The following is a 12,654-nucleotide window of genomic DNA, read 5'->3' on the forward strand; positions in this document are numbered from 1 at the left end:
AGCCCCGCGCGTCCGGGGGCAGACCCTTCGCACGGCGGCCGCGGACGTGTGGGAACAGGGCCGCAGCGTCGAACTGCTCCAGCGCTCGATGGCCTTCGCCGCGCTGTTCTTCGTGACGCTCGTCCCCCTGCTGGTCGTCATCGCGGCCGCCTTCCCGGCCCGCGGCAGCGGGATCGCCGAGTGGATCACCGACGGACTCGGCCTGACCGGAAAGGGCGCCGAGGCCGTCCGGCTCCTCTTCGCCTCCCGGGGCCAGGTGCTCAGCACCACCACGGGCTTCGGCCTGGCGGCGGTGGCGGTCTTCGGGATCTCGCTGATGGCCGCCGTCCAGGGCGTCTACGAGCGCATCTGGGAACTCGACCGCGGCCCGTGGCACGCGGTCTGGCGCCAGACCGTCGCGCTGGCCGCACTGATCGGCTACATCGTGCTGGCGGCCTGGAGCGGGTCCCCGTGGCGGCACTCGCCCGTCCAGCCGACCTTCCGCATCATGGTGACCACCGTCGGCGCCTTCCTGCTGTTCTGGTGGCTCCAGCGCCTGCTGCTCGCCGGCCGCGTCCCCACCGCCGACCTGCTGCCGGGAGCCGTCGCGACCACGGTCGCGCTGGCGGGGCTGCGCCTGTTCTCCCGGCTGGTCCTCGCGCCGCTGCTGGTGTCCAACGCGGTCTCCTACGGCACCGTCGGGACGGTGCTGGTGGTGCAGTCCTGGCTGATCGGCGTCGGCTACACGGTCTACGGCGGCGCGCTGGTCGGCCGCGCCGTGACCCGGGCCCGCCAGGAGCGCGGCCGGCCCCGCCGCGCACGGTTGCCCCGCCCCATGCGGTTGCGCCACCCCGCGCGGTTGCGCCGCCGCCGGGCGGGCAGACGCGCAGTCGGCCGGGAACGGCCCGGCCGCATCCCGCGAGGAGGCCCCAGTTGACATCCTCCCCCTCCTGCAGGAGGGGGATTCCCCTCAGCCTCGCGGCTGAGACACCCCACGTGTGGGGGGTGCTGGGACTATTTCCTGCTTCACCGACGACTGCCCGCCCGGAGTGCTCCGTTGAGGTCTGACACCGTCTCCACAGGCTGCAACCGCCAGTCCGGCGGCCAGAATGTTGCGGGCCGCGTTGACGTCCCGGTCGTGGGTCGTCCCGCAGTCGCACGTCCACTCGCGGACGTTGAGCGGCATCCTGCCTTGCAGGGTGCCGCAGGCCGAGCACAGCTTGGAGGAGGGGAACCACCGGTCCACGGTGATCACCTCGCGCCCGTACCAGTCGGCCTTGTACTCCAGCATGGACCGCATCTCGGTCCAGCTCGCGTCCGCGATGGCTCGGGAGAGCCTGCGGTTCTTGAGCATGTTCCGGACGGTCAGATCCTCGATCACGACCACTTGGTTTTCGCGGACGAGTCGGGTGGTGAGCTTGTGCAGGAAGTCCCTGCGCCGGTCGGCGATCCTTGCGTGGACCTTCCCGACCTTGAGCCGGGCCTTCGCCCGGTTCGCGCCGTCGCCCTTGGCCTTGCGGGACAGTTCCCGCTGGGCCTTGGCGAGTCGGGCACGGTCCTTGCGTCCGTGCTTCGGGTTGGTGATCTTCTCCCCGGTGGAGAGCGTCACCAGCGCGGTGATACCCGCGTCAATACCGACTGCCGAACCGGCGGGGGCATCGGGCAGCACGGCCCGGTCGTCGCACAGCATCGAGACGAACCAGCGTCCCGCGCCGTCCTGCGACACCGTCACCGTGGACGGCGACGCGCCGTCCGGAAGCGGACGGGACCACACGATGTCCAGCGGCTCGGCCATCTTCGCCAGGGTCAGCCTGCCGTCGCGGTACCGGAACCCACTGGTGGTGTACTCGGCGGACTTCCGGGACTTCTTCCGGGACTTGAACGTCGGGTACTTCGCCCGCTTGTTCCAGAAGTTGTGGAACGCCCCCTGCAGATGCCGAAGCGTCTGTTGCAACGGGACGGACGACACCTCGGACAGGTAGGCCAGTTCCCCGGTCTTCTTCCACGCCGTCAGCATCGCCGAGGTGGCGTTGTAGTTGACCCGCTCCTGACGCAGCGTCCACGCCTCTGTGCGGGCCGCCAGCGCCAGGTTGTAGACCTTGCGCACGCATCCGAACGTGCGTGACAGCTCAGCTGCCTGCGCATCGGTCGGGTAGAAGCGGTACTTGAACGCCCGCTTCACATGGTTCGCAGCCACGCTCACAAACTAGTGTGACTACAGGTTAGAGATCAAATCTGCGGGTCAGAGCACCGCGGTCCGCCTTGGCGGCGAATCGCAGCTCCTTGCCCTGCTCCGCAGGAGTTTCGTTTCTCCCCCAGCCTTCGGCCGGGGGCACCCCCACCCCCGGCTGAAGCCGGGGGTATCCACGAAAGGACCCCGATGAGCATGGTGAAGGAGTCGGTCGACGTCGACGTGGCGCTGCGCACCGCGTACGACCAGTGGACGCAGTTCGAGGACTTCCCCCGCTTCATGGAGGGGGTCGAGTCGGTGACCCAGCTGGGCGACCGCCGCAACCACTGGCGGACCAGCATCGGCGGTGTCACCCGTGAGTTCGACACCGAGATCGTCGACCAGCTGCCCGACGAGCGGATCGCCTGGCGGACCACGGACGGCGAGGTGGACCAGAAGGGCGTCGTCACCTTCCAGCGCCTCGACGACCGGCGCACCCGCATCAACATGGCCATCGACTTCCGGCCCGAGGGCATGGCCGAGAAGGCCGGCGACCTGATGGGCATCGTCGGCCGGAGGGTGAAGGGGGACCTGCGGCGCTTCAAGGACTTCATCGAGCAGCGCGGCCGGGAGGAGGGCGGCTGGCGGGGCCGGATCAAGCCCGCCTGACTGCCGGGCCGCCCCGGCAGTCCACGTCCCCGCAGTCCACGTTCCCGCAGCCCGCGACCCCGGCCGTCCGTGACCGGGGCCGCGGGCTGCCGGGACGTGTCACGGCAGGCGGTCGGACGGCCGGGCGGCCGCAGCCCCGAGGGGCAGCGGGGCCCGCTCCCCGTCCTGGCCGGCCTCGTCCGGGAGCCCGTCCGGAAGGCCGTCGGCGTCCGTGTCGCGCACGTCGTACAGGTCGTCCGCGTCGTGCGCGGGGTGGGCCCGGGCGAGGACGTCGAGCAGGGCGGCCACCCGCAGGCCGCCTTCCGCGGGGTGCCTGAGCGGGGTGTCGGGGACGACGCTGTAGTGGTTGCGGCGCCCGGAGCGGGTGTGGGTGAGGTATCCGGCCCGTTCGAGGTCGGCGACGATGGCCTGCACGGCGCGTTCGGTCAGCCGGCACACCCGCGCGACGTCGCGCAGGCGGACGCCGGGGTCCCGGTCGATGGCGGTCAGCACCCGGGCGTGGTTGGTGACGAACGTCCAGCTCGTCCGCGCGCTCGTCGTCTTCTCACCGGCCATACGTCCATCGTAGGAGCCCGATCGCGCGCAGTGCCATTGACGAATCACGGTTCACGTATCGGTTGACGTGAGAAGGATTCCGGCAGACGCTGAAAGGAGTAGTCCCAGGCTTCCCAGGCAGGAGAAATGGCCATGAGCGGTAAGCCGCCTGTGGTGCGCTCCGCCGCCCCCACTGCTCCGCCCCCGGGGCCGGCCGGCGGGCGTCTGCCTGCGGACGCGCGGATCGCGGACGGTCTGCTGGTCCGGTTCGCGGCCGACGGGGACCGGGTGCGCGCGACCGTCCGCGGGGAGATCGACCTCGATGTCGCCGACGGCCTGGGCGAGGTCCTCGGGCGCGCGCTGCGGGCCAGCCGCACCGGGCTCGACGTCGACCTCGCCGCCGTCACCTTCTGCGACAGCGCGGGCCTCAACCTCCTGCTGGCCCTGCGCGACACCGCCCACCGCACCGACCGCACCCTCGCGGTCACCGCGGCCGGCACCCGGGTCGAACGCCTGCTCGCGATCACCGAGACGACCGACCTGTTCACCCCCGAAACCGCCCCCGACCCCACCCCCGGCGACGGCCGCGACACCACCACCCCGGACCTGTGACCACCCCGGCCCCGGCCGTCAGCGGTCCTCGGCCGGGCCGGATCCGCCGGATGCGGCGGCGGCGGCCGTGCGGCGGGCGGTCGCGCGCCGCAGCACGATCTGCGGCAGGACGAGCCAGGTGGTGGTGAACCAGAGCAGGGCGGCGGCGCTGAGCGCCCACGCGGCGGGCGGGTTGCCGGTGGCGGTGCGCAGGAGCAGCAGCAGGGCGGCGGCGATGGTCAGGGCCAGGGTGGCGAGGCCGGTGGCGATGAGGCGGGCGGCGACGTGGATGAGTTCGGGCTTCATGTCGTGGCCGGCGAGGAAGCGGTGGAAGGCCACGGGGGCGACCAGGGCGCCGGTGGCGATCACGCCGAGGACGACGGTGGCGACGTAGAGGTTCTTGTCGAAGTCGGGCAGGTCGGCGAAGCGGGGGGTGAAGGCCACGCTGATGAGGAAGCCGAAGAGGATCTGCGCGCCGGTCTGGCACACGCGGACCTCCTGGAGCATCTCGCTCCACAGCCGGTCGGCCCGTTGCTGGGGCGTCTCGTCGCGGCCCCGGCCGGGGGAGCGCTCGTCCTGCGTCACGGCTTTCTCCCTAGGAGCGGCTTTCTCGCAACCTACGTCCCCCCGGCGCCGCCCGCCCGGGCAACACCCGCCCCTGCCGCCCGCGCCGCAAGTGTCGGGTCAACGTCGGGCCAACGTCGTGGTCGCCCGGCACGTCCGGCCGTGAGCATGGACACCGGCCGGGCCGGACAAGCCCGGGCACCGGCCGCGATTCCCACCGACGGAGGGGCAGCGAACCATGAGGACCCGTTACACGGCCGCGCTCGGCGTGGCAGCCGCACTCGTCACGATGATCGGCGGCGCGGGCACGGCCCACGCCTCCGTGGACTCCGTGAACTCCGTGAACCTGGACAACGTCGTCATCGGCAGCAGCAGGTTCATCGACCACCACCTCACGAGTGTCTACGGCAGCTACGAACTGAGCTCGACCGTGCTCGGCACCAACGCGGCCAACACCCGCTGGAGGATCGTCTCCGTCGCGCCCGACACCGGATACCCCAACGTCCAGATCCGCAACAGCAGCAGCGGACGCTGTATCCGGGCCATCAACGCCGGCACGGTCCAGATGAAGTCGTGCGACTCCAAGGACCCGTACCAGATCTGGGCGATGACGGGCGGCACGGGCGCCGCGCAGTTCTTCAACTTCGCCGTGCGCTCCTGCCTGGACAACGGCAACAACAGCCCCTACCTCTTCCACGAGGAGGGCTGCAACCCCAACAACCCGTACCAGCGCTGGTTCGTCGTCTCGTAGCGACCCCGCCCCCCCCACACAGCCGCCCCCACCCCCACACCCCGCCCGGTCCGCTTCGGGGGAGCGGACCGGGCGGCGGGGGGCGGTCCGGCCCTACCCGAGCGCGAGCATCGCCGCCGCGACCTCGCCGGCCGCCGCGGTGGGGATCGCGGTGGCGGCCTCGTCGAGGACGAGCAGCCGCGCGCCGGGGATCTCGCGCGCGATCGCCTCGCCGTTGCCGAGCGGGAAGAAGCGGTTGCGGCGGCCGTGGACGACGAGCGTGGGCAGCTTGATCCCGGGCAGGCGCTCACGCCAGCGGGGGGCGCAGTCCAGCCGGGAGAACACCAGGCCCAGCTGGTTGGCGAGCTGGACCTCGGGGGCGGTGGAGGGGGTGCGGTCCCAGATCCGGGCGGCCAGGTCGCTCGCGGCGGCGGGGTCGTCGCCGAGGATCAGCGCGCCGTCGGCGGCGGCCTGGGCGACCGCCGCGCGGTCGGCCCAGTCGGGCAGCGCCCGCGCGAACAGACGGCCCATCGTCTCCCCGTCGTGGTCGGGGAGGTCGTCGTCGACCGGGCCGGGGGCGACCGGGCGGGTGCCGGCCAGGGTGAGCGCGCGGAACGCGTCCGGGTGGTCGAGCGCGGCGACCTGGGCGACCATCCCGCCGACGCCGATCCCCGCCAGGTGCGCGGGCGCCGGGCCGAGCGCGCCGGCCAGGGCCGCGGCGTCGGCGGCGAGGTCGCGCAGGGTGTAGGCGGGCGCCTGCGGGTCCGCGGTCGTCGACGCCCCGCTGTCGCGCAGGTCGTAGCGCACCACCCGGCGCCCGCCGGCGGCCAGCCGCTCGCACAGCGCGTCCGGCCAGGAGAGCATCGTCGGCGAGCCCACGAGCAGCACCGGCGGCGCGCCGGCGTCCCCGAACGACTCGACGCCCAGGCGGATCCCATTGACCTCGATGGTGGTCATCGGGCTCACCGGGCTTCGTCGCCGTGCCCGAGACCGCGGTCGGGCGCGCTCATGTCGCCCGTGCGGGGCGTGCCGTCGGCCAGCCCGTAGCGCAGGAACACGGTGCCCTGCGGGCCGGCCACCGGCGGCTGGAGTAGCGTGAGGTTGCTGGGCACCGCGCCGTCGCCGAACACCTTCTTCCCGACGCCGAGCACGATCGGGTGCACCCACAGGTCGAGGCGGTCGAAGAGCCTCTCCCGCAGCAGGGTCTGCACCAGGTCCAGGCTCCCGACCACCTTCACCTGCTCGTGCCGCTCCCGCACCTCGCGCACCGCCGCAGCCAGGTCCGGCCCCAACTGCGTGGACCCGGCCCACGGCAGGTCGGGCGTGCCGCGCGAGGCCACGTACTTCGGGATGCGGTTGAACAGCTCGGCGATCTCGCCCTCCTTCTGGTGCGGCCAGTAGCCGGCGAAGATGTCGTAGGTGCGCCGGCCGAGCAGCAGGGCGTCGGTGCCCTCGTACGCGGCGAGGATCTGCGCGCCGGTGGCCTCGTCCAGCAGCGGCGCCTGCCAGCCGCCGAACGGGAACCCCTCCGGGTCCTCGTCCGGCCCCCCGGGCGCCTGCCCGACGAGGTCGAGGGTCGCGAACATCTCGATGTCGATGAGTCCCATGTCTGCACTCCCGGTGAGTCGGTGATCCCCGTCGAGATGTAGACCCGCCGGCGCCGGAAAACTCATCGCCACGCCGACACCCGCTTTTCCGCCCCCGCCGCCCGCTCCCGCGCCGCCCGTCCCCGCCGCCCGCCCCCGCGCCGCCCGCAGACCGGGGCGGCGAGAGGCCGTGCAGCTCAGGTCGACGCCGGGCCGACCTTGCATCCGCGAATTCTCTCGTCGAAGAGAATTTCCGGGGCGTTGATCTCGCGGACCTGGACGTGCAGGTTGATGTCATCGCCTTTCTGGAAAGACCCGGGGACTGACACGCTCACGCCGTTCCTGAGCGTGGTTCCGGTGACATCCCTCTCTCCCGAGGTGGTGACTCCGTTACGGTCGACAAACGCGATGACGTGATAGGTCCGGAAGATGCTCACCGCCGAGAAGGTGGGAAGGCTGACGCTCAAGCCGTTTTCTGCGGTTCCGACCGTGATGCCGCTCATGCTCCACCTTCGTTGTCGCGGGGTCGGCGCCGCGAAGCCCGCGGCGCCGGGATCAACCAGAACTGGTAGTCCCCGCCGTGGGCGACCGGCCAGTCCTTGAGCCCGACAAGGTCACTCGATGGAGGGTCCGGCCAGGGCGGGGCCGGGGGCGGTCACGGGGCGGGGCGGCCGACCCGCGCACAGCCGGCACCGGCCACATCCTCGACGTGCCCGACCCCCGGAGCGCCCGGCCCGGGCCGCGCCCCGCCGCAGCGCACACCGCCGTGCAACCCTTGCGGCGGCGCGGCGGTGAGTAGGGCAGAGCGATGATCCGACCGGGTCGTCGCGCGGAGACGAAGAGGACGTGGATGACCGCGAGCGCAATACACACACCGGTGGAGGACCGGCCACAGCCCGTCGCGGCACCGGCTACCGCGGGCGGCCCCGGCCCGCACGGGCTCGACTTCGAGGCGTTCGCCGCCAGCCGCTGGCGGCGCCTGGTGCGCACCGCCTACCTCCTCACCGGCGACCACCACGAGGCCGAGGACGTGGTGCAGGCGACCTACGCCAAGGTCTTCCGGAACTGGTCCCGGATCAGCCGCCTGGACGAGCCGGACGCCTACGTCCACCGGGCCCTGGTGAACAACAACCTGAGCCGCCACCGGCGCCGCCGGGTCAGGCAACTGCTCGTGCCCGTCCTGCCCGACCGGGCGTCCCCGGCGGGGGGCGGCCACCGCGACGTCGAGGAGCGCTCGGTGCTCCTCCAGGCGCTGGCGGAGCTGCCGCCGCGTCAGCGGGCGGTGGTCGTCCTGCGCTACTGGGAGGACATGAGCGAGAACCAGGTCGCCGACGTGCTCGGCTGCTCGGCGGGCAACGTGAAGAGCCAGGCCAGCCGCGGCCTGGCGAAACTGCGCGGCCATCCGGCGCTGGCCCCGTACGCGACGCACACCGGTTCAACGAGCGACGGTTCGACGATCGACGGCACGAACGGAGGCAACAGGTGATGGACACCGAGGACATGGTGCGCGGCGCGCTGCGGGACGAGGCGGTCCAGGTCGCGGTGGCGGACTGGACGCCCGGGCCCGTGCGCGACCACGTGCGCCGCCAGCGGCGCGGACGCCGGGTGGCGATGGGCGCGTCGGCGGTGGCGGCCGCGCTCGCGGTGGTCGCCGGCACGGGGGCGGTGCTGACCGCGCCGGACGGGGCCCGGACGATCGGGCCGGCCGCGCAGGCCCCGCAGAACCTGCGGGTCCCGGAGGGGCCGGCGCCCGAGGCCCTGGTCGTGGAGCCCGGCAAGCAGCTGCCGCTGGGCCGCCCGAACTGGTGGATGCAGCTGAAGGACCGGGAGATCTGCATCCACGACGCCCCCGCCTACGGCAGCGGCCCGGGCTGCGGCGGGCACTCCTGGGCGGGCGGCGCGACCGAGATCACCATGCAGTACTACGGCAACCCGCCGCAGTACCGCGAGGGCCTGTACAACCTCATCTACAAGGGACCCGGCCAGGTGGCCCGGATGACCATCGAGATGGACGGCCGGGCGGACTGGGTCACCGTCGCCTCGCTCCCCGGCACCCCGGGCTACGCCACCGGCTACCTCTGGGGCCCCGGCGCCAAGAAGCCCGACGACGGGCAGCCGCACCCGCTCGAAGGCATCACGATCGCCGCCTACGACGCCCAGGGGAGGGTCCTGGCGAGCAAGACGGTGTCGTCCTGAGCCGGACCGGCCGCTCGCTGTCGGGGGCGGCCGGCCCGCGTCCCGGACTACCAGCCCTTGGGGACGCCCGGGTACCACGCGGTCCAGCCATCCCACGGGGTGAGGGTCCGGGACCAGGTCACGTTGTTGGCGTCGACGGAGCTGATGGTGAAGTTGAAGTCGCCCCGGTGGTTGAGGATCTTCACCTGCCGGACGAAGGGGCCGCCGCCCAGGGAGCCCCAGGCTCCGTTGTCGTCGTTGATCCACACCGCGTGGTCCAGGCCGATCACGAAGCGGGCCTCGCCCTTCGACGTCTTCATGATGGTCTCGCCGGAGCCGTAGGCGAAGCCGCAGTAGAAGAGCCCGCCACGGTTGGAGCAGGTCTTCCCGACGACGACCGGCTTGTCCGACGCCTCGGCGGCGGGGGCCGCGGTGGCGGTGGGGGCGGCGGCCAGGAGGGCGGCCAGTGCCGACGCGACCGCGGCCGCGTTTCGGATCTTGTTCATGGTTCTCTCTCGCTGGCAGGGCTGCGCGCCGGAATCGGTGGTACGGGCACGAATCACCCTGTCGCCCCGGCTGACGCCCGGTCAAGATCGCGTCGCCACGACGGCGCGATCTCGGGCCCGCGCTGCCCGATCGCGCAGACCGGCGTCGTCGGGACCGGCCCCTCGAAGGTCGCCGGGCCCGGCCCCTCGAAGTCGTGGGGCCGCCGCCTAGGCTTGGTTGCCATGCCAAGAAACCGTCAGCAGATCCCGAAGGCCGAACGCGAGGCCCTCCTGGTCGAGAGCGCCTGGGAACTCTTCGCCACCCGGGGATACAAGGGGACCAGCCTGGCCGAGGTCGGCGAGGCGGCGGGCGTCGCGGCGAACGCCGTGCGCTGGTACTTCCCGACCAAGGACGACCTGTTCGCCGCCGCGCTGGAGCGCCTGTTCCTGCGCGAGCGCGAGCGCGTCGAGACGGATCCCGCGATCGGGGGCGACCCGCGGCGGCAGCTGGTGGCGTTCCTCGTCGACCTGGAGGCCCACCGCGGCCTGCACCGCGAGGCGTACGACCGGATGGGCGAGGCGCCCGCCCTCGCCGACGCCTACTCCCGCATGCAGGAGTGGCTGGAGGGCCGCCTCCTCGCGGCCGTCGCGAGCCGCCTGTCCGAGGGGGCGGACGTCGCGCCGGTGGCGGACGTGGCGCACGTGCTCTTCGAGGGGCTGCTGGTCAGCGTCCGGAAGCCGGACCGGCCGGCCGGGGAGCTGGTCGACCTCCTGGTGGAGGCGCTGGTGGCCGTCGCGGCGGCGCGCTGACCTCCTCTCTTGACTGCCATACAAGAGCCTGCCTAGGTTTCTCTTGTATGGCAGTCAAGAGGGCTGCCGTGCGCCCGAGATGGAGGTCGCCGCCCCATGGCTTCTCCCGAAAAACTCGCCCACGTCGTCCTGCGCACCGGCCGCCTGCCGGACATGACCGACTGGTACGCCCGCGTCCTCGAAGCCCGCGTCGCCTTCGCCAACGAGGCCCTCGCCTTCCTGACCTACGACGACGAGCACCACCGCGTCGCCCTGGTCGCCACCGGGGCGGCCGAGCGCCCGACACCCGCGCACACCGGCCTCCACCACATGGCCTTCACCTACGCGACGGTCGGGGACCTGCTCGACACCTACCGCCGGCTGAAGGGGGAGGGCATCCACCCCTTCTGGTGCGTCGACCACGGGCCGACCACCTCGATGTACTTCGAGGACCCCGACGGCAACCACGTCGAGCTGCAGATCGACAACTTCACCACCGCCGAGGCCCTCGACGCGTGGTTCCGCTCCGGGGCCTTCGAAGCCGACCCGATCGGGGCCGACTTCGACCCCGACGACCTGCTGCGGCGCCTCGAACCCGGCGCGGCCCCCGACGGCCCGGCGCGGCGCGCATGACGGACATCGACGCGAACGGCATCCACGTGAGCGACACCCACGCGAACGGCATCCACGCGAACGACACCCACGCGAACGGCATCGACACCCCGGTCGTCATCATCGGAGCCGGCCCCGTCGGACTGGCCACCGCACTCGTCCTCGGCCGGCACGGGGTCCGCAGCGTCGTCTGCGAACAGTACGGCGGGATCAACCCCCACCCCCGGGCCCACGTCGTCAACACCCGCTCCATGGAACTCTTCCGCGCCTGGGGCATCGCGGACGCCGTCCGGGCGGACGCGGTCGACCCGGCCCAGGCCGGCACCGTCCTCTGGAAGCAGACCCTCGCCGGGGAGCCGCTGGGCCGGATCGACTTCGCCGACGGCCCGCCGGACGCGCTCGCGCGGCGGGCCCGGGCCTCCGCCGAGCAACTCGTCTCCTGCGCCCAGGACCGGGTGCAGCGCCACCTCCTGGACGCGGTCCTCGCCCAGGGCACGGCCGCCGTCCACTACGGCACCACCGTCACGGGGGTGCGGGACCACGGCGACGCCGTCGACGTCACCCTGGACGGCGCCGGCGGACGGCAGGTCCTGCGCACCCGCTACGTCGTGGCGGCCGACGGCGCCGGCGGGGGCACGCGCGACCGGCTCGGCATCGCGATGGACGACGCCCCCGTCCTCGGCCACCAGCTGAACATCTACTTCCACGCCGACCTCTCCCCGTGGATGCGCCGGGACCCCGCCCTGCTGGTCTGGCTGATCAACGAGACCTCCCCGGGCGTCCTCATCGGGATGGACGGCGCCCGCCGGTGGACCTTCCAGCGCGACTTCGACCCGGCCGCCGAATCGCCGCAGGACTACCCGCCCCACCGCTGCGCGCAGCTCATCCGGGAAGCCGTCGGAGCCGCCGAACTCGACGTCGACATCCGCTCCGTGGGCTCCTGGACCATGACGGCCAGGACCGCCGAGACCTACCGCCGCGGCCGCGTCCTGCTCGCCGGCGACGCGGCGCACCAGTTCCCGCCGACCGGCGGCCTGGGCATGAACAGCGGTCTCGCCGACGCGGACAACCTCGCCTGGAAGCTCGCCGCCGTGCTGGGCGGCCACGCCTCCGACACCCTGCTCGACAGCTACGAGCGCGAACGGCGCCCCGTCGCCGTCGACAACGCCCGCCACAGCATGCTGAACGCCATGAGGCTGGCCGAGGTCGGCGCCGGGCCCGACGTGGCGGTTACCGCCGCACGCCTGGCTAGCCCGGACCCGGCGGCCGCCGCGGCCGAACGCCGGCGGATCGCCCGCGCCGTCCCCCGCCAGCGCCCGCACTTCGACGCGCTCGACCAGGAGATCGGGTACGTCTACGGAGCGGCCCGGCCGGCCCACGGCCCCGCCGTCCCCGGGGCACGGCTGCCGCACGCCTGGGTCGAACGCGACGGGGAACGGCTGTCCACCCATGACCTCCTCGGACCGGGCTTCACCCTCATCACCGGGCCGCAGGGCACGGCCTGGGCCGAGTCCTTCTCAGGTCCCTTCGCGCACCGCGGCGTCGTCATCGGACGCGACGTCACCAGCCCGGACGGCCGCTGCCTCGACCTGCTCGGGATCGGCGCGGACGGCGCCCTCCTCGTGCGGCCGGACGGCCACATCGCGTGGCACAGCACCGGGGGATCGACCCCCGCGGCGGCCCTCGCCGACCTGCTCCACGACGCCGGGCACCCCGCCCGCTGACGCCTCGCCAGCCGGCCCGCGCCGCCTCTCCCCGCGGCGCGGGACC

16 protein-coding genes are annotated in these 12,654 nt (G+C 73.1%); 9 read left to right on the forward strand and 7 right to left on the reverse strand.

The window, feature by feature from the left end:
- The first annotated feature begins 46 nt into the window (after positions 1-46).
- A complete protein-coding gene (locus tag AB0N76_RS06705) occupies positions 47-916 on the forward strand; it encodes a YhjD/YihY/BrkB family envelope integrity protein (protein ID WP_363553875.1) in 870 nt (289 codons plus the stop codon).
- 33 nt (positions 917-949) lie between these two features.
- Here AB0N76_RS06705 and AB0N76_RS06710 read toward each other — a convergent pair whose 3' ends face one another.
- Positions 950-2,176: an RNA-guided endonuclease TnpB family protein gene (locus AB0N76_RS06710; protein ID WP_363553877.1), complete on the reverse strand. Its 1,227-nt coding sequence runs from the start codon at positions 2,174-2,176 to the stop codon at positions 950-952.
- A gap of 183 nt (positions 2,177-2,359) precedes the next feature.
- On the opposite strand from AB0N76_RS06710, the gene AB0N76_RS06715 reads away from it, so the two are divergent.
- The gene (locus AB0N76_RS06715; RefSeq protein WP_363553879.1) at positions 2,360-2,818 is read left to right on the forward strand and encodes an SRPBCC family protein; all 459 of its coding nucleotides are present in this window, start codon (positions 2,360-2,362) and stop codon (positions 2,816-2,818) included.
- A gap of 99 nt (positions 2,819-2,917) precedes the next feature.
- Here the strand turns inward: AB0N76_RS06715 and AB0N76_RS06720 are convergent, their stop codons facing one another.
- Positions 2,918-3,373, reverse strand: coding sequence for a helix-turn-helix domain-containing protein (locus tag AB0N76_RS06720; RefSeq protein WP_363553881.1), 456 nt, complete (start codon positions 3,371-3,373; stop codon positions 2,918-2,920).
- A gap of 132 nt (positions 3,374-3,505) precedes the next feature.
- On the opposite strand from AB0N76_RS06720, the gene AB0N76_RS06725 reads away from it, so the two are divergent.
- Positions 3,506-3,964 (forward strand): STAS domain-containing protein, encoded by a 459-nt coding sequence (locus AB0N76_RS06725; protein ID WP_363553883.1) that lies wholly within the window; start codon positions 3,506-3,508, stop codon positions 3,962-3,964.
- Between the two features lie 18 nt (positions 3,965-3,982).
- On the opposite strand, the gene AB0N76_RS06730 is transcribed toward AB0N76_RS06725, so the two are convergent.
- Positions 3,983-4,528, reverse strand: coding sequence for a DUF6328 family protein (locus tag AB0N76_RS06730; RefSeq protein WP_363553885.1), 546 nt, complete (start codon positions 4,526-4,528; stop codon positions 3,983-3,985).
- A gap of 217 nt (positions 4,529-4,745) precedes the next feature.
- Between AB0N76_RS06730 and AB0N76_RS06735 the strand changes: the two genes are divergently transcribed.
- Positions 4,746-5,258: an RICIN domain-containing protein gene (locus AB0N76_RS06735; RefSeq protein WP_363553887.1), complete on the forward strand. Its 513-nt coding sequence runs from the start codon at positions 4,746-4,748 to the stop codon at positions 5,256-5,258.
- Positions 5,259-5,351: 93 nt separating this feature from the next.
- Here the strand turns inward: AB0N76_RS06735 and AB0N76_RS06740 are convergent, their stop codons facing one another.
- The 3 genes from AB0N76_RS06740 to AB0N76_RS06750 form a co-directional block, all read right to left on the reverse strand.
- Positions 5,352-6,194, reverse strand: a complete 843-nt coding sequence (locus AB0N76_RS06740) for an alpha/beta hydrolase (protein WP_363553889.1) — start codon at positions 6,192-6,194, stop codon at positions 5,352-5,354.
- Between the two features lie 5 nt (positions 6,195-6,199).
- The gene (locus AB0N76_RS06745; protein WP_363553891.1) at positions 6,200-6,844 is read right to left on the reverse strand and encodes a dihydrofolate reductase family protein; all 645 of its coding nucleotides are present in this window, start codon (positions 6,842-6,844) and stop codon (positions 6,200-6,202) included.
- Between the two features lie 176 nt (positions 6,845-7,020).
- Entirely contained in the window at positions 7,021-7,326 is a 306-nt protein-coding gene (locus AB0N76_RS06750) for a hypothetical protein (RefSeq protein ID WP_363553893.1), read from the reverse strand.
- A gap of 374 nt (positions 7,327-7,700) precedes the next feature.
- Here AB0N76_RS06750 and AB0N76_RS06755 point away from each other — a divergent pair, with 374 nt between their 5' ends.
- Positions 7,701-8,309 carry a SigE family RNA polymerase sigma factor gene (locus AB0N76_RS06755; RefSeq protein WP_363553895.1) on the forward strand — a complete coding sequence of 203 codons (609 nt, stop codon included), beginning with the start codon at positions 7,701-7,703 and terminating at the stop codon, positions 8,307-8,309.
- Positions 8,309-9,019, forward strand: coding sequence for a hypothetical protein (locus tag AB0N76_RS06760; protein ID WP_363553897.1), 711 nt, complete (start codon positions 8,309-8,311; stop codon positions 9,017-9,019). The genes AB0N76_RS06755 and AB0N76_RS06760 overlap by 1 nt, the downstream gene beginning before the upstream one ends.
- A gap of 47 nt (positions 9,020-9,066) precedes the next feature.
- On the opposite strand, the gene AB0N76_RS06765 is transcribed toward AB0N76_RS06760, so the two are convergent.
- Positions 9,067-9,504 carry a hypothetical protein gene (locus AB0N76_RS06765; protein WP_363553899.1) on the reverse strand — a complete coding sequence of 146 codons (438 nt, stop codon included), beginning with the start codon at positions 9,502-9,504 and terminating at the stop codon, positions 9,067-9,069.
- Between the two features lie 222 nt (positions 9,505-9,726).
- Here AB0N76_RS06765 and AB0N76_RS06770 point away from each other — a divergent pair, with 222 nt between their 5' ends.
- From AB0N76_RS06770 to AB0N76_RS06780, 3 genes are all read left to right on the forward strand, one after another.
- The gene (locus AB0N76_RS06770) at positions 9,727-10,293 is read left to right on the forward strand and encodes a TetR/AcrR family transcriptional regulator (RefSeq protein ID WP_363553901.1); all 567 of its coding nucleotides are present in this window, start codon (positions 9,727-9,729) and stop codon (positions 10,291-10,293) included.
- A 96-nt stretch (positions 10,294-10,389) separates the two neighbouring features.
- Positions 10,390-10,905 carry a VOC family protein gene (locus AB0N76_RS06775; protein WP_363553903.1) on the forward strand — a complete coding sequence of 172 codons (516 nt, stop codon included), beginning with the start codon at positions 10,390-10,392 and terminating at the stop codon, positions 10,903-10,905.
- Positions 10,902-12,608: an FAD-dependent monooxygenase gene (locus AB0N76_RS06780; protein WP_363553905.1), complete on the forward strand. Its 1,707-nt coding sequence runs from the start codon at positions 10,902-10,904 to the stop codon at positions 12,606-12,608. The genes AB0N76_RS06775 and AB0N76_RS06780 overlap by 4 nt, the downstream gene beginning before the upstream one ends.
- Positions 12,609-12,654: the final 46 nt, after the last annotated feature.

Source organism: Kitasatospora sp. NPDC093806, from assembly GCF_040683335.1.
Lineage (GTDB): Bacteria > Actinomycetota > Actinomycetes > Streptomycetales > Streptomycetaceae > Kitasatospora.